Here is a 16,594-nt window from a genome sequence, read left to right as displayed (position 1 = left end):
CATTCAGAATCAAACAACTCCATTTGTAATGTGCCTCCCTTCAGTTTCGCTTAGTGTAACCAAGTGAAAATAAGGATGTATTTGGTTTAACAAACGAAACAATGCTCTTTCTGAGCTATTTTAAAACCCGTGATATTCATCGGAATATAGCAACGAGAAAGAGCCGTATTTTTAGCTGCCGGATGATTCTGACTAATGGAAAACATGTAAATTTTGTAAATTTAAAAAATAGTTAACGAACAATAATTTACACATTAAAAACTAACTTTTCAGTATGTTATGAACAACCAACAAACATTTGAATTATCGTAAAACTCGTACTACACACCATTTCATAGGAGTTATCTTAACCTAAAACCACTATATTTATAAGTGTTATTGCGAATAATTCCGGGCGAATTGGTGTTATGTCAGTACAACGGTTTTCGTATTATTAGCCCAATCAATTTGATGTCGTTTAAATAATAAATAATAATTAATTAAGAATCTCTCAATTCATTAATTATGCTTAACAATGGATTCACACCGCATCACGTAGGGATCAGACCGATAACAGAATTCGTGGATGAAACCTCAGTATTTTCGAATCGCGCCGTATCGCACAGATATCGGCTGCATTTTGTTTTATAGGGCTAACTTTTTTCGACCAGACAAATCACCATACCAATACCAACAAAGCAAAACATAAATCATAAAAAACACAACAATCCAGATTATTACACTGTAATAATTGTATAATTTAGTTATTAAAAGTTAATTATCGCCCTCCTGCTTTCCAAAATCTTCTACTAAAGACCCTTCAAAACTCACCGTCGTGGGAGTACATTGTGCTGGGCTGACTTCCACGGCAGGGAGTGGCATTCACAGCTAAAAAGGTCAACGTTCATGTCCCCCATTGAAAAATCCAGCAAATTAGAAAACGTCTGTTATGACATTCGCGGCCCGGTTCTGAAGGAAGCAAAGCGCCTGGAAGAAGAAGGCAACAAAGTTCTGAAACTGAACATCGGCAACCCTGCGCCTTTCGGGTTTGAAGCACCAGATGAAATTTTAGTGGATGTGATCCGCAATTTGCCAACTGCGCAAGGATATTGCGATTCCAAAGGCCTTTATTCAGCCCGCAAAGCAATCATGCAGCATTACCAGGCCCGCGGGATGCGCGATGTAACCGTAGAAGATATCTATATCGGTAACGGCGTATCCGAATTGATTGTGCAGGCCATGCAGGCATTGCTGAACAGTGGGGACGAAATGCTGGTTCCTGCACCTGATTATCCACTGTGGACGGCGGCGGTTTCGCTCTCTGGTGGTAATGCCGTGCATTACCTGTGTGATGAATCATCAGACTGGTTCCCGGACCTGGATGATATCCGCGCCAAAATTACGCCGCGTACGCGTGGGATCGTCATCATCAACCCCAACAACCCAACCGGCGCTGTTTATTCTAAAGAGCTGCTGATGGAGATTGTTGAGATTGCTCGCCAGAACAACCTCATCATCTTTGCAGATGAGATTTACGACAAAATTCTCTACGATGACGCCGAGCACCACTCGATAGCGGCAATGGCCCCGGATCTGCTGACTATTACCTTTAACGGCCTGTCAAAAACCTATCGTGTTGCCGGTTTCCGTCAGGGCTGGATGGTACTGAACGGACCGAAGAAACATGCCAAAGGGTATATCGAAGGCCTTGAGATGCTGGCTTCTATGCGCCTGTGTGCGAACGTCCCTGCACAACATGCCATTCAGACCGCGCTGGGCGGATATCAGAGCATCAGCGAATTCATCATGCCTGGCGGACGTCTGTATGAGCAACGTAACCGCGCCTGGGAACTGCTCAATGATATTCCTGGCGTCTCTTGCGTAAAACCGCGCGGTGCACTGTATATGTTCCCGAAAATTGACGCCAAGCGCTTCAATATTCATGACGACCAGAAGATGGTGCTCGACTTCCTGTTGCAGGAAAAAGTACTGCTGGTTCAGGGGACGGCATTCAACTGGCCATGGCCGGATCATTTCCGCATCGTTACGCTGCCGCGAATTGATGATATCGAAATGTCGTTGAGTAAATTTGAGCGTTTCCTGTCAGGGTATCGCCAGCTGTAACCACGCAAAGTGCTACCGGGTTTGCATCCGGTAGCACTCTCTGCGCAAAATACCGTTACTGAAGTCACTGAGTAAGGGTCGTTATGAAGCAGAGCCACTTTTTTGCCCACCTCTCCCGTCTGAAACTCATTAACCGCTGGCCGCTGATGCGCAACGTGCGCACCGAAAACGTGTCCGAACACAGTCTGCAGGTTGCTATGGTTGCTCATGCGCTGGCCGCGATCAAAAACCGTAAATTTGGTGGTCAGGTAAATGCTGAGCGTATTGCCCTGCTGGCGATGTATCACGATGCGTCAGAGGTGTTAACCGGCGATCTTCCTACCCCAGTGAAATATTTCAACTCGCAGATTGCTCAGGAATATAAAGCGATAGAGAAAATTGCCCAGCAAAAACTGGTCGATATGGTTCCCGATGAGTTACGCGATATTTTTGCACCGCTCATTGATGAACATGCCTCAAGTGAAGAAGAAAGATCGATTGTTAAACAGGCCGATGCCCTGTGCGCGTATCTGAAGTGCCTGGAAGAACTCTCCGCCGGTAACAACGAATTTCTGCTGGCGAAAACACGTCTGGAAAAAACGCTGGAGTCACGACGCAGCGAAGAGATGGACTACTTTATGGACGTGTTTGTCCCAAGCTTTCACCTTTCATTAGATGAAATCAGCCAGGATTCACCGCTTTAAACGATTTTGCCGGATGGCGTCTAACGCCTTATCCGGCCTTCAGATAACGTGATATCCGTAGGCCTGATAAGCGCAGCGCCATCAGACGTTTACTGCGGCGGTCAAAACGGGAACAGCATCGGGATCATCACCACGCACACTGCCATGACAATCACCGTAAACGGTACGCCAATCTTCACGAAGTCGCTAAAGCTGTAGTTACCCGGCCCGAGCACCAGTGTGTTTACCGGTGAAGACACTGGCGTCATAAAGGCTGCGGAAGCCGCCATCGCAATCACCATCGCAAACGGATACGGCGAAACGCCCATCGACTTTGCCGCCGCCAGCGCAATCGGCGCCATCAGTACCGCCGTCGCGGTGTTAGAGATAAATAACCCAATGGTCGCGCACAGCACGAACAGGCAGCCCAGCATCATATACGGGCCGTACCCACCACCAACGTCCATTAGCCCTTTCACCACCAGATCGACGCCGCCCGTTTTCTGTAACGCCAGCGCAAAAGGCATCATCCCGACAATCAAAATAATGCTTGGCCAGTGAATGGCTTTGTAGGCGCTTTCGGCATCGATGCAGCGGAATTTTCCCATCAGCAAACAAGCGATAATCGCGGCAACCGTATTAGGGATTTCATCGGTAAGCATTAACGCGACCATCAGTACCAGACAGAAAATCGCATGCGGCGCCTGGCTGTGCGCCGGAGAAGCTTCACTGACTTCCACAGGCATATTTAGCACCACAAAATCGCGCCCTTTTTGTCCAAGCAGCGTGATCAGCTTCCAGTTGCCCACCACTAAAATGATATCGCCCATCAACAGCGGCTCATCAACCACCGCCCCGGCCAGCGCCGTACCATCGCGCTTCAGCCCAACGACATTCAGCCCGTAACGCGTACGAAAAGCGATTTCCCGTACCGTTTTGCCGATCAATTCCGACTCAGGGATCAGAGAGATTTCGGCCATGCCCACATCAAGCGCCTGCTCGGAGAAGTATTCTCCACGCAGCACCATCGGTTCCAACAGTTGCTCAGCGCAAAATTCACGCAGGTCGACATCGGCCGCAGACATATCAATCAGCAATACGTCACGAGCACGAAACTCAGAAACCCCGTTTACGTCAACGATCACGCGACGAAAGCGACGCCAGCGCTCCACGCCAATCACGTTTGCCCCGTAGCGCTCACGCAGTTTCAGGTCGTCCAGACGCTGGCCTATCATAGGAGAACCCGGGCGAATCGCCAGGCGACGCGCGCGCCCGGTCAGGCGATATTCTTTAATCAGATCGCGAAAGGTCCGGCGCTTCCAGCCGTCGCCCGGCTGCCCGGAGTCTTCACCCTTCAGCATAAAACGCATCACCAGCATATAAATTATGCCAAGTACCAACACCACCAATCCCAGTGGGGTTACGCTAAAAAAGCTAAAACCATTAAGTCCTTCACGTAACAGTTCACTGTTGACGACCAGGTTTGGCGGCGTTGCCACCAGCGTCATCATGCCGCTTATCAAGCCGGCAAAACTTAGCGGCATCATCAGGCGTGAAGGGGAAATTTCCATGCGCATGGAAACACTTAAGACAACCGGAATAAAGATGGCGACCACACCGGTCGAACTCATGAATGCACCGAGTCCAGCTACGGTTATCATCAGCAACACCAGCATTTTGACTTCACTGCTACCGGCGACCTTCACCAGCCAGGCGCCCATTACTGTCGCCACACCGGTACGCACGAGGCCGTCACCGATAATGAATAAAGCCGCTATCAAAATAACGTTAGGATCGCTGAATCCGGAAAAAGCTTCTGTGATGCTCAATGTTCCACTCAGAACAAAGGCAATAATGACCAGCAAAGCGATCGCGTCCATACGCACTCTGCCAGTTGCAAACAAGACGACGGCAATCGCCAGCAATGAGAGAACCCATATCAATTCACCGTTCACAACATATCCTTGTTAAATGAGAGGGATGGACTGATTCTGCCATAAAAAAGCCCCAACAATCTGGGGCTAAATCATGATCAGGTATTTCTTATAACGACCACATTTCCGTTGGGTTGTTTGGTCACAGAAATATGTTCCAGACTGGTCAGCGAAAAATCAACCTCGTTCAGACGCGGCGTATCCGCTGGCGCGTTGACCGCGATGACATGACACCCAGCTGCCAGTCCTGAAAGCACCCCGGCGGGGGCATCTTCCACCACGGCACATTCCTGCGGCGCCAGGCCCAGAAGCTGAGCGCCTAACAGATACGCGTCTGGCTCTGGTTTCCCTCTTTTTACCCGCTCGGCGGTGACAAACACTTCAGGAGCAGGAAGCCCAGCAACACGATGGCGCGCCCGTGCGACCGGCATAGAACCTGAGGTCACAATCGCCCATGGAATACCCGCTTTATTGAGATGGTTGAGTAAATCAACAGCCCCAGGCAATGCAGTGATCCCGGCGGTTTCCGTCGCTTCGATCTGCTCCAGACGGGTAAACTCCGCGGCGATCTCTGCCTCAGATTTGCCCACCATAAAGTGTCGCAGGGAGGTAATGGCCTGCTTGCCATGAATAAAGCCGAGCACCTCGGCGTGATCGAGGCCAAAACGATCGGCCCAGTTGCACCACGCACGCTCTACTGCGGGTAAGGAATCGACCAGCGTTCCATCCAGATCAAACAGAAAACCTTTGCACTGCACGCTCGCCCCCTCAGGCATTAATGATTTGGTTAATTTCATTCGCGCTCAGGTGATACTGGCGCGGGCAAGAGTGCCAGACGTTCAACATACGCTGATATTTTTCCCACATCGGGGTCTGGGCGTTGAAGCCATGCGTACCCGCATCAAAGTGGGTATAGCGACCTTCCACATTCACCATAAAGCGAACGTATCCGAGGAAACGGGCTTCCGTTGCGGCGTCAAAACCGAGGAAAGTCACGCGGCGCTCATCAATAGCCTGTGCATCCTTAAGATTAGTCCAGGACACATGTAATGCGTGATACATCTCCATAATATCGATAATCGTACGACAGGTTTCTTCCGTCAGTTCACCAAACTCACGATCCAGCTCACGCATCTGCAAGCCGTAACCGCGTTCAATAATCGTCTGCAAACGACGATAACGCTCGGCGTTAGTTGGGTCGAGCATAGTCATCATTTTGTACTGATTCGACAAAATCAGACGTTGAGCGTTGGTCATTTCCATTTGGGACTCCTGTATCACTACTACTGCGATGAAAAAAAAGAAGGCATCTTGTGCCTTCTTTTATATGCGTAATCAGGGGTCAATTACAAATCATCAAGGAAAGTTTTATCCAGTTGTTTGAAGGCGCGCTTAAGCGTGTCAGCCAGCGCCTGGTAATCCGGCTTTCCTTCTACCGGAGAGAGCGCCTGCCCGGCTTCTTGCAATTTACCCCGAACTTCGTAGAACCAGTTGAGTATTGAAGGCGGTAGCGGCGTTACGGAACGTTTACCCAGCCACCACATGCCCTGCATCGGCAGGCTGAGCGCAAACAGCGCAGTCGCCACGGCCGGTCCCAACTGTCCTCCTAGCGCAATTTGCCAGCATAAGGTGAAGACGGCGATAGGCGGCATAAAACGGATTGCGTAACGTGTCATACGGATCACACGGTTCTCTACAAACACGGGCGCGAGGCGCTTTTCCATTGGCCACGTCTTCGCGTAGTGCTGCCCCCGGCGAAACAAGCTAAAAAAATTGACGGAACGATTATCCGGTGTCGACATGGCGGTTACCTCAACTTCACATATAAAAATTAAAAAATTTGTGCAAAACAACAACTACAAGGGACATCGTTCAAAACATTTTGTCTTTGATACCCACATTCAGGTATCCTGTGCCGGCCTGTAAGGCCTTTAGTCCAAAATCATTGAGTCGTCAAATTGACACATAGTATGCCATTGGCTGAAAAATACGCAAAATGACATAGACTCAAAGGTATTTATTCCATCGTGCCCAAAAAGACCATGGCGCATGATGTTAATCATAAACGTCGGTGTCATCATGCGCTACGCTCTATGACTCCCTGACGTTTTTTTAGCCACGTATCATAAATAGGTACTTCCATGTCGAGTAAGTTAGTACTGGTTCTGAACTGCGGTAGCTCCTCACTGAAATTTGCCATCATCGATGCAGTAAACGGTGAAGAATACCTTTCTGGTTTAGCCGAATGTTTCCATCTCCCAGAAGCACGTATCAAATGGAAAATGGATGGCGGTAAACAAGAAGCGGCTTTAGGTGCAGGCGCCGCTCACAGTGAAGCGCTGAATTTTATCGTTAATACTATTCTGGCACAAAAACCAGAACTGTCTGCTCAGCTGACTGCGATTGGTCACCGTGTTGTTCACGGCGGCGAAAAATACACCGGCTCTGTAGTTATCGACGATTCCGTTATTCAGGGTATCAAAGATGCAGCCTCTTTTGCACCGCTGCACAACCCTGCACACCTGATCGGTATCGCTGAAGCGCTGAAATCCTTCCCGAATCTGAAAGACAAAAACGTGGCCGTATTCGACACCGCGTTCCATCAGACTATGCCGGAAGAATCTTACCTCTACGCCCTGCCGTACAGCCTGTACAAAGAACATGGCGTTCGTCGTTACGGCGCGCACGGTACCAGCCACTTCTTCGTTACTCAGGAAGCGGCTAAAGTGCTGAACAAACCTGTTGATGAGCTGAACATCATCACTTGCCACCTGGGCAACGGCGGTTCTGTATCTGCTATCCGTAACGGTAAATGTGTTGATACCTCCATGGGTCTGACCCCACTGGAAGGTCTGGTGATGGGTACGCGTTCCGGTGACATTGACCCGGCGATCATCTTCCACCTGCACGACACCCTGGGCATGAGCGTTGACCAGATCAACAAAATGCTGACCAAAGAGTCCGGCCTGCTGGGTCTGACCGAAGTCACCAGCGACTGCCGCTATGTTGAAGATAACTACGCGACTAAAGAAGACGCTAAACGTGCAATGGACGTTTACTGCCACCGTCTGGCGAAATACATCGGTTCTTACACTGCGCTGATGGATGGTCGTCTGGATGCCGTTGTCTTCACCGGTGGTATCGGTGAAAACGCCGCGATGGTTCGTGAACTGTCTCTGGGCAAACTGGGCGTTCTGGGCTTTGAAGTAGACCACGAACGTAACCTGGCCGCACGTTTCGGCAAATCTGGTTTCATCAACAAAGAAGGTACCCGTCCTGCGGTGGTTATCCCAACCAACGAAGAACTGGTTATCGCGCAAGACGCGAGCCGTCTGACCGCCTGATTTCACACCGCCAGCCTAGCTGGCGGTGCTGTTTTGTAACCCGCCTGAAACGGGCGGTAACGAAAGAGGATAAACCGTGTCCCGTATTATTATGCTGATCCCTACCGGAACCAGCGTCGGTCTGACCAGCGTCAGCCTTGGCGTGATCCGCGCAATGGAACGCAAAGGCGTTCGTCTGAGCGTCTTCAAGCCGATCGCTCAACCGCGTGCCGGTGGCGATGCGCCAGACCAGACTACCAGCATCGTCCGTGCTAACTCTTCTCTGCCAGCCGCTGAGCCGCTGAAGATGAGCCACGTTGAATCTCTGCTGTCCAGCAATCAGAAAGATGTGCTGATGGAAGAGATCATCGCGAACTACCACGCGAACACTAAAGACGCTGAAGTTGTCCTGGTTGAAGGCCTGGTCCCAACCCGTAAACATCAGTTCGCGCAGTCTCTGAACTACGAAATCGCGAAAACGCTGAATGCAGAAATCGTCTTCGTTATGTCTCAGGGCACCGATACCCCGGAACAACTGAACGAGCGTATTGAACTGACTCGCAGCAGCTTCGGTGGCGCGAAAAACACCAACATCACCGGCGTAATCGTTAACAAACTGAACGCACCGGTTGATGAGCAGGGCCGTACTCGCCCGGATCTGTCCGAGATTTTCGATGACTCTTCCAAAGCGAAAGTGATCAAAGTTGATCCGGCTAAACTGCAAGAATCCAGCCCGCTGCCGGTTCTGGGCGCGGTGCCATGGAGCTTCGATCTGATCGCTACCCGTGCAATCGATATGGCGCGTCACCTGAACGCCACCATCGTAAACGAAGGCGATATCAATACCCGTCGCGTGAAGTCTGTGACTTTCTGCGCACGCAGCATTCCGCACATGCTGGAACACTTCCGCGCAGGTTCCCTGCTGGTGACTTCCGCTGACCGTCCGGACGTGCTGGTTGCTGCATGCCTGGCAGCGATGAACGGCGTAGAAATTGGCGCCCTGCTGCTGACCGGTGGCTACGAAATGGACGCGCGCATTACCAAACTGTGCGAACGTGCATTCGAAACCGGCCTGCCGGTATTCATGGTAAACACCAACACCTGGCAGACCTCTCTGAGCCTGCAGAGCTTCAACCTGGAAGTTCCGGTTGACGATCACGAGCGTATCGAAAAAGTTCAGGAATACGTTGCTAACTTCATCAACGCTGACTGGATTGAATCTCTGACCGCAACGTCTGAGCGCAGCCGTCGTCTGTCTCCACCAGCGTTCCGTTATCAGTTGACCGAGCTGGCGCGTAAAGCGGGCAAACGCGTTGTTCTGCCGGAAGGCGACGAACCGCGTACCGTTAAAGCGGCAGCCATCTGTGCTGAACGTGGTATCGCAACCTGCGTACTGCTGGGTAACCCGGATGAGATCACCCGCGTTGCGGCCTCTCAGGGCGTTGAACTTGGCGCTGGCGTAGAAATCGTTGATCCAGATGTGGTTCGCGAAAGCTACGTTGCTCGTCTGGTCGAACTGCGTAAGAACAAAGGCATGACCGAAACCGTTGCCCGCGAACAGCTGGAAGACAACGTCGTTCTCGGTACCCTGATGCTGGAACAGGACGACGTTGACGGTCTGGTTTCCGGTGCCGTTCACACTACTGCGAACACCATTCGTCCACCGCTGCAGCTGATCAAAACTGCACCGGGTAGTTCCCTGGTGTCTTCTGTGTTCTTCATGCTGCTGCCGGATCAGGTTTACGTTTACGGCGACTGCGCGATCAACCCGGATCCAACCGCAGAACAGCTGGCAGAAATCGCTATTCAGTCCGCTGAATCCGCGATTGCCTTCGGTATCGAACCGCGCGTTGCGATGCTCTCCTACTCCACCGGTACCTCTGGTGCAGGTAGCGACGTAGAGAAAGTTCGTGAAGCGACTCGTCTGGCGCAGGAAAAACGTCCTGACCTGATGATCGACGGCCCGCTGCAGTACGACGCCGCCGTTATGGCTGACGTTGCGAAATCCAAAGCACCGAACTCTCCGGTTGCAGGTCGAGCTACCGTGTTCATCTTCCCGGATCTGAACACTGGTAACACCACCTACAAAGCGGTACAGCGTTCTGCCGACCTGATCTCCATCGGGCCGATGCTGCAGGGTATGCGCAAGCCGGTGAACGACCTGTCTCGTGGCGCGCTGGTAGACGATATCGTCTATACCATCGCACTAACCGCGATCCAGTCTTCCCAGCAGCAGCAGTAATCTGCCGAGTGTGCCGGATCTCTTATCCGGCAACTCATCTACTTATCAAACCGGAAATAGCTGATATTTCCGGTTTTTTTATGTCTGTTTCCCCTTTGGCATAATCTGAAATATTTGCCTGAATGCGCTGCATCAATGAATAACTATTCTTCTGTTCGCATACTTACCCTCTTTTGCGTTGCAACAGGGATAGTCTTTCATGTCAGCAGTAACAGAATCACAGCCAGCCAAAAAATGGGCGATGCCCGACACGCTGGTGATTATTTTTTTCGTCGCCATTTTAACCAGTCTGGCGACATGGGTTGTTCCCGTCGGGATGTTCGACAGCCAGGAAGTGCAATATCAGGTTGATGGACAAACCAAAACCCGTAAGGTGGTTGACCCCCATTCCTTTCGTATTCTGACCAATGAAGCTGGTGAAGAGCAGTATCACCCGGTTAAGTTCTTTACCACCGGAGATGAGCGCCCAGGCCTGATGAACTTTCCGTTCGAAGGCTTAACCTCCGGCTCGAAATTCGGCACTGCGGTCGGCATCATTATGTTTATGCTGGTCATTGGCGGCGCATTTGGCATCGTTATGCGTACCGGCACCATTGATAACGGCATCCTGGCGCTCATCCGCCATACGCGGGGCAACGAGGTCCTCTTTATCCCAGTGCTGTTTATTCTCTTCTCCTTAGGCGGCGCGGTGTTTGGCATGGGGGAAGAGGCGGTTGCCTTTGCCATTATCATCGCGCCGCTGATGGTGCGCTTGGGTTACGACAGTATCACCACCGTTCTGGTTACCTATATCGCGACTCAGATTGGTTTCGCCAGCTCATGGATGAACCCATTTTGCGTGGTGGTCGCGCAAGGTATTGCGGGGGTGCCAGTGCTCTCTGGTTCCGGTCTGCGCATCGTGGTCTGGGTGGTCGCTACGCTAATAGGACTAACCTTCACGCTGGCCTATGCGGCACGCATCAAAAAGAATCCGCTTTTGTCCCGGGTACATGAATCCGACCGCTTCTTTCGCGAGCAGCAGGACGAGGTCGTGGAACGACGCTTCACGCTCGGTGACTGGCTGGTACTGATGGTACTGACGGGCGTGATCGTGTGGGTCATTTGGGGCGTTATCGTCCACGCATGGTTCATTCCTGAAATCGCCAGCCAGTTCTTCACCATGGGCCTGGTGATTGGCATTATCGGCGTCGTGTTTCGGCTCAACGGCATGACGGTCAACATCATGGCCTCCTCATTCACTGAGGGAGCACGAATGATGATTGCCCCTGCCCTGCTGGTTGGTTTTGCCAAAGGCATTTTACTGCTGGTCGGTAATGGAGAGGCGGGTGAAGCCAGCGTGTTAAACACTCTGCTGCACAGTATTGCCAATGGCATCAGCGGACTGGATAACGCCATCGCGGCGTGGTTTATGCTGTTGTTCCAGGCGGTGTTTAATTTCTTCGTCACCTCCGGCTCTGGTCAGGCAGCGTTGACCATGCCGCTGTTAGCGCCGCTGGGCGATCTGGTTGGCGTCAACCGTCAGGTTACCGTGCTGGCCTTCCAGTTTGGCGACGGATTCAGCCATATTATCTATCCGACGTCGGCATCTCTGATGGCTACGTTAGGTGTTTGTCGGGTGGATTTTCGTAACTGGCTGAAGGTAGGTGCTACGCTGTTGGGGCTGCTGTTTATTATGTCCAGCGTGGTGGTGATTGGTGCGCAGATAATGGGTTACCATTAAAAAGCGCACGTCCGGCCTACTCGATTTCTCGACGCAGTAGGCCGGATGAACAGAGGTTACTCAGCTTCTTCCTGCTTTTCGGCTTTCGCCCCTTCATTCTTGGCGTTGCGGGTCATCCACAGCGACAGGGCTTTCAGCGAATCCGGTGTAAATTCGTCGCAGCGCGCGGTAATTTCTTCCGGCGTCAGCCAGCAAACTTCACTGACCTCTTCTTCCTGAAGCGCAAACGGTCCGTGGGAAACGCAGCTAAACAACCCGCCCCATACGCGACAGTTCTGGTCTTCAAAGTAAAACTGACCATGCTCGGCAAACGGCACGCCCGCAATCCCCAGTTCCTCTTCTGCTTCACGGCGCGCTGATTCCAGCATCTGCTCGTCAGCCTGAACAACACCGCCTGCGGTGGCATCCAGCATACCGGGCAAAAAATCTTTTGTCTCAGTGCGACGTTGAACCAGAATTTTGCCCATACCATCATGCACAACGATATACGTTGCACGATGGCGTAAGCGTTGCGCCCGCATTTGTTCCCGGCTGGACTGTGCAATGACCTCGTTGTCTTCATTCACAATATCCACCCATTCAGTACTTGCCAAACGACGCTGTTCCACCATCAGGAAACCTTCTTTTTTCTGGCGCTCTTACGGCGCGTTTATGTTTGTGGGGTAAATTACGGATTAATCTCGACCTGTGCAATAACACTTTGATCATTGAGTGCCATTACGCTGAGAACATTATCATCCAGAATCCCGTAACTTGCCGCAAAACCCCCTTTAGGGATGCTTACCGAGCCGGGATTGAAATAATAGATATCCTCGCGCAGCTCAGCAACCGGCAGATGAGTATGCCCATAAACCAGAACATCGCCCGCATTGAGCGCCGGCATATTTTGCGGGCCAAAAAGATGTCCGTGCGTCAAAAAGAGTCGCTGGTTTTCTGTCAGAATTTGCTGCCACGGCGCAGTCATCGGAAAATGCAGGAGCATCTGATCCACTTCGCTGTCGCAATTACCACGCACCGCAATAATTCGCGATGCCTGTTCATTCAGCCGTTCTGCAACCTGCGCAGGTGCATAGCCTTCTGGAAGCGCATTACGCGGCCCGTGGTTTAAAACATCACCCAATATCACCAGCCATTGCGCGCCGCTTGCAGCAAACCGTTCGAGTACGCGTTCCGTGGCTGGCAACGAACCATGAATGTCCGATGCGAACATCAGTTTCATCACTCACTCCTCGCTGAAAAGTACCTTGTAATGATACTGGATTACGGCCCGTTTTTCAGCAGGAACGCTTCGCTGAAAGCGCGATAAAACGCTGTACTGAAGCGCGCTGCCACTGGAAGGTGGCGTATTCCGCAAGCGCTTCCGGAACCTCATCGCCATTCAGGACCAGGCGATTAAGCATTAGCGCTAAATCACAGTCAGCGATACACCATTCGCCAAATAAATTCTGCTTACCGTGGCTCAGTAAACTGCCGGCAGTAGCGAACAATTTTTCCGCACTGGCTTTTCCTGCTTCGCTTAACGGTCCTTTCTTCACGCCAGCAAAAACGACATCCGTTGAGCGTTCTTCACGGATAGGCATTAAATCGCTGCGGATCCACGCCTGAACCTGGCGCGCCCGCGCCCGTTTTTGCACATCGTGCGGATAGATACGCTCCCACTGTGGCGGCGCGAAGCTCTCTTCCAGGAATTCCGTAATCGCTGATGATTCGCTCAGCTCAAAACCATCGATCTCAAGAACCGGTACGCGGCGCGTCAAGGCGTAACCTTGCCATGAAGGTTGCAAATGTTCTCCACTGTTGAGATCAACAGTTTTCAGCGTAAAAGGCAGCCCTTTCTCTTGCAGAGCGACATAAACAGACAGCACGTAAGGGGAGAAAAAATTGGCATCTGACCACAGCGTAATTGCAGGTTTGCTCATAATGTCCTCTGAAGTGTATTAGCTTGCCTTCAAAATATAGAGTCTTTCTCTCGCTGTCACTTGATGAAAACTCAAGCACGCCAACAGGCTCTATACTTGTTATGACCCGGTTCATGACAAAACGGATGCTGAAAATGATCGATCTCTATTACACGCCATCGCCAAACGGTCACAAAATCACGTTGTTTCTTGAAGAGGCGCAGCTGCAATACCGTCTGATTCATGTCGATATCAGCAAAGGTAGCCAGTTTCACCCCGATTTTCTGCAGATCTCGCCGAACAATAAAATCCCGGCCATTATCGATCATGCCCCGGTGGACGGCGGAAGGCCCATCAGCTTGTTTGAGTCCGGAGAAATTTTACTCTATCTGGCGGAAAAGAGCGGTAAGCTGCTCAGCGGTGAATTACGCGAACGCCACACCACGCTGCAGTGGCTGTTCTGGCAGGTCAGCGGTCTGGGTCCTATGCTGGGGCAGAATCATCATTTCAGTCATTACGCTCCGCAAACGATCCCTTACGCCATTGAAAGATACCAGGTTGAAACCCAGCGCCTGTACAACGTGATGAATAAACGTCTGGAATCGTCACCCTGGCTGGGAGGCGATCACTACAGCATTGCCGACATTGCCAGCTGGCCGTGGATCCACGCCCATCAGCGTCAGCGCATCGACCTAGACAACTACCCGGCGGTCAATAACTGGCATGAACGCATTCGTACACGTCCCGCGACTGAACGCGCCATGCAGCACGCACAAAGCGAGAAGCGATGACGCAATTCGGTTCTCGTGTATCATGCAAAGGTTCATACATGGAGGAAACCTGCAATGTCACAACCTGACGCTATTATTCGTATAAAAAACCTTCGTCTGCGCACTTTTATCGGCATCAAAGAAGAGGAGATCCTTAACCGCCAGGATATCGTCATCAACATTGCCATTCACTATCCGGCAGACAAAGCCCGTACCAGCGAAGATATCAACGACGCGCTGAATTATCGCACAATCACCAAGAGCATCATTGCCCACGTGGAGGGTAACCGCTTCTCATTGTTAGAAAAATTAACTCAAGATGTGCTCGATATCGCACGCGAACATCACTGGGTCACTTATGCTGAAGTGGAGATAGATAAACTTCACGCATTGCGTTACGCCGACTCAGTTTCTATGACGCTGAGCTGGCAGCGCTAAAACGTAACCCGGGAGGCGACATGCAGATTCTGATTACCGGCGGTACTGGCCTGATTGGACGTCATCTGATCCCCTGCCTGCTGGAACTGGGGCATCAGATAATTGTAGTGACACGTACCCCTGATAAGGCTCGTCAGATTCTCGACTCTCGGGTCACGTTATGGAAAGGACTGGAAGAGCGGCAACATCTCAATGACATTGATGCCGTGATTAACCTTGCAGGAGAACCTATTGCCGATAAGCGCTGGAGCGCACAACAAAAGGAACGCCTGTGCCAGAGCCGTTGGGGCACTACGCAGAAACTGGTCGATTTAATCAATGCCAGCGAGACGCCGCCCTCAGTGTTAATCTCCGGTTCCGCTACCGGTTACTACGGCGATTTGGGCGAAGTTGTGGTTACGGAAGAAGAGCCACCGCATAACGAATTTACCCATAAGCTATGTGCCCGCTGGGAGCAAATTGCCAGCACTGCGCAAAGCGACAAAACCCGCGTGTGTATGCTGCGTACCGGCGTGGTACTAGCCTCTGCTGGCGGTATTCTGGCGAAAATGGTCCCGCCGTTTCGTCTTGGCTTAGGCGGCCCAATCGGTAACGGACGACAGTATATGGCCTGGATCCATGTTGATGATATGGTCAACGGAATTATCTGGCTGCTGAATAATGATCTACGCGGTCCCTTCAATATGGTTTCGCCATACCCGGTGCACAATGAGCAGTTTGCCCACGCGCTGGGACACGCTCTAAACCGCCCTGCCATTCTGCGCATTCCCGCCACCGCTATGCGGCTGCTGATGGGCGAGTCTTCGGTGCTGGTCCTCGGCGGGCAGCGAGCATTGCCCAAACGCCTGGAAGCGTCCGGTTTTGCATTTCGCTGGTACGATTTAGAAGAAGCGTTGGCGGATGTGATCCGATAATCCCGTAGCTCTATTCACGGTCGCTGTTGTGGTGGTAAGGTTATAGGCCAGATTTCCGCAATGGCGACGTTATGGCGATAATTTCGACTCCCCGACTTACCCTCTCCTTATTTAAATTTTCTGACTGGTCATTTTTCCAGAGATTACGTGAATGCCCGGAAGTCATGCGCTATATGGGTGATATTGCCCCAGCGAAAGACACGCGTCTGTTATTCGCCAGACGTCTGGCTGCACAGCATACTTTTGTCATCCGCGAGCATAACAAATCAACACCTCTCGGTGATATTGGTCTGCAAATCAGCCATTTATATCCACACGAGGCCGACCTCGGCTACGCCATTTTGCCAGAAGCTCAGGGGAAAGGGATTGCCAGCGAAGCCGTGACGGCAGTGTGCCAGTACGCTTTCGAGCGCACGGACGTCACGGCGATAAACGCTTACGCACTCGCGGAGAATAAGGGTTCTGTTCGTATTCTGGAAAAAACGGGGTTTGTGCGTACGCAGGTACTGGAAAAGGCGTATGAGATTGATGGCATCGCCTACGACGACTGGGTGTTTCGGCTGGAGCGCGACGCGCTAAAATTGTAAGCC

Annotated in this window: 16 protein-coding genes; 9 read left to right on the top strand and 7 right to left on the bottom strand. The window is 51.5% G+C overall.

Annotated elements, in window-relative coordinates; all coding sequences use genetic code 11:
- The first annotated feature begins 885 nt into the window (after positions 1-885).
- Both alaA and yfbR read left to right on the top strand, forming a co-directional pair.
- On the top strand, positions 886-2,103 hold the full coding sequence (gene alaA / locus OGX67_RS11870) for an alanine transaminase AlaA (protein ID WP_003028082.1): 1,218 nt from the start codon (positions 886-888) through the stop codon (positions 2,101-2,103).
- An 83-nt stretch (positions 2,104-2,186) separates the two neighbouring features.
- Positions 2,187-2,786, top strand: a complete 600-nt coding sequence (gene yfbR / locus OGX67_RS11865) for a 5'-deoxynucleotidase (protein WP_003839353.1) — start codon at positions 2,187-2,189, stop codon at positions 2,784-2,786.
- 101 nt (positions 2,787-2,887) lie between these two features.
- On the opposite strand, the gene OGX67_RS11860 is transcribed toward yfbR, so the two are convergent.
- The 4 genes from OGX67_RS11860 to yfbV form a co-directional block, all read right to left on the bottom strand.
- A complete protein-coding gene (locus OGX67_RS11860) occupies positions 2,888-4,720 on the bottom strand; it encodes an SLC13 family permease (RefSeq protein WP_003028084.1) in 1,833 nt (610 codons plus the stop codon).
- Between the two features lie 77 nt (positions 4,721-4,797).
- Positions 4,798-5,475, bottom strand: a complete 678-nt coding sequence (locus OGX67_RS11855; RefSeq protein WP_085951580.1) for a sugar phosphatase — start codon at positions 5,473-5,475, stop codon at positions 4,798-4,800.
- A complete protein-coding gene (locus tag OGX67_RS11850; protein WP_003028086.1) occupies positions 5,468-5,962 on the bottom strand; it encodes a YfbU family protein in 495 nt (164 codons plus the stop codon). Before OGX67_RS11850 ends, OGX67_RS11855 begins: the two co-directional genes overlap by 8 nt.
- A gap of 83 nt (positions 5,963-6,045) precedes the next feature.
- The gene (gene yfbV / locus OGX67_RS11845) at positions 6,046-6,501 is read right to left on the bottom strand and encodes a terminus macrodomain insulation protein YfbV (protein WP_003028087.1); all 456 of its coding nucleotides are present in this window, start codon (positions 6,499-6,501) and stop codon (positions 6,046-6,048) included.
- A 339-nt stretch (positions 6,502-6,840) separates the two neighbouring features.
- Here yfbV and ackA point away from each other — a divergent pair, with 339 nt between their 5' ends.
- The 3 genes from ackA to yfcC all read left to right on the top strand — a co-directional run bounded on the left by ackA (position 6,841) and on the right by yfcC (position 11,984).
- Positions 6,841-8,043, top strand: a complete 1,203-nt coding sequence (gene ackA, locus OGX67_RS11840) for an acetate kinase (RefSeq protein WP_003028092.1) — start codon at positions 6,841-6,843, stop codon at positions 8,041-8,043.
- Between the two features lie 76 nt (positions 8,044-8,119).
- Positions 8,120-10,264 carry a phosphate acetyltransferase gene (gene pta, locus OGX67_RS11835; RefSeq protein WP_003028094.1) on the top strand — a complete coding sequence of 715 codons (2,145 nt, stop codon included), beginning with the start codon at positions 8,120-8,122 and terminating at the stop codon, positions 10,262-10,264.
- Positions 10,265-10,463: 199 nt separating this feature from the next.
- A complete protein-coding gene (gene yfcC, locus OGX67_RS11830; RefSeq protein WP_016150704.1) occupies positions 10,464-11,984 on the top strand; it encodes a putative basic amino acid antiporter YfcC in 1,521 nt (506 codons plus the stop codon).
- A gap of 56 nt (positions 11,985-12,040) precedes the next feature.
- On the opposite strand, the gene yfcD is transcribed toward yfcC, so the two are convergent.
- Genes yfcD through yfcF form a run of 3 tightly spaced genes read right to left on the bottom strand, consistent with a single transcriptional unit; the run spans position 12,041 to position 13,903 of the window.
- A complete protein-coding gene (yfcD, locus tag OGX67_RS11825; protein WP_200082774.1) occupies positions 12,041-12,595 on the bottom strand; it encodes an NUDIX hydrolase YfcD in 555 nt (184 codons plus the stop codon).
- A gap of 56 nt (positions 12,596-12,651) precedes the next feature.
- Entirely contained in the window at positions 12,652-13,203 is a 552-nt protein-coding gene (gene yfcE, locus OGX67_RS11820) for a phosphodiesterase (RefSeq protein WP_046670104.1), read from the bottom strand.
- Positions 13,204-13,258: 55 nt separating this feature from the next.
- Positions 13,259-13,903, bottom strand: a complete 645-nt coding sequence (yfcF, locus tag OGX67_RS11815; protein WP_003839339.1) for a glutathione transferase — start codon at positions 13,901-13,903, stop codon at positions 13,259-13,261.
- 134 nt (positions 13,904-14,037) lie between these two features.
- Between yfcF and yfcG the strand changes: the two genes are divergently transcribed.
- The 4 genes from yfcG to OGX67_RS11795 all read left to right on the top strand — a co-directional run bounded on the left by yfcG (position 14,038) and on the right by OGX67_RS11795 (position 16,591).
- Positions 14,038-14,673: a GSH-dependent disulfide bond oxidoreductase gene (yfcG, locus tag OGX67_RS11810; RefSeq protein ID WP_003845076.1), complete on the top strand. Its 636-nt coding sequence runs from the start codon at positions 14,038-14,040 to the stop codon at positions 14,671-14,673.
- Between the two features lie 54 nt (positions 14,674-14,727).
- The gene (folX, locus tag OGX67_RS11805; RefSeq protein ID WP_003028107.1) at positions 14,728-15,090 is read left to right on the top strand and encodes a dihydroneopterin triphosphate 2'-epimerase; all 363 of its coding nucleotides are present in this window, start codon (positions 14,728-14,730) and stop codon (positions 15,088-15,090) included.
- Positions 15,091-15,110: 20 nt separating this feature from the next.
- Positions 15,111-16,004 (top strand): TIGR01777 family oxidoreductase, encoded by an 894-nt coding sequence (locus tag OGX67_RS11800; RefSeq protein ID WP_257651515.1) that lies wholly within the window; start codon positions 15,111-15,113, stop codon positions 16,002-16,004.
- A 71-nt stretch (positions 16,005-16,075) separates the two neighbouring features.
- The gene (locus tag OGX67_RS11795; protein ID WP_016150708.1) at positions 16,076-16,591 is read left to right on the top strand and encodes a GNAT family N-acetyltransferase; all 516 of its coding nucleotides are present in this window, start codon (positions 16,076-16,078) and stop codon (positions 16,589-16,591) included.
- Positions 16,592-16,594: the final 3 nt, after the last annotated feature.

This window comes from Citrobacter sp. Cf118 (assembly GCF_030334095.1).
GTDB lineage: Bacteria > Pseudomonadota > Gammaproteobacteria > Enterobacterales > Enterobacteriaceae > Citrobacter > Citrobacter freundii.
Note: the sequence above shows the minus strand (reverse complement) of the source record. Positions and strands in the feature narration are given on the sequence as shown.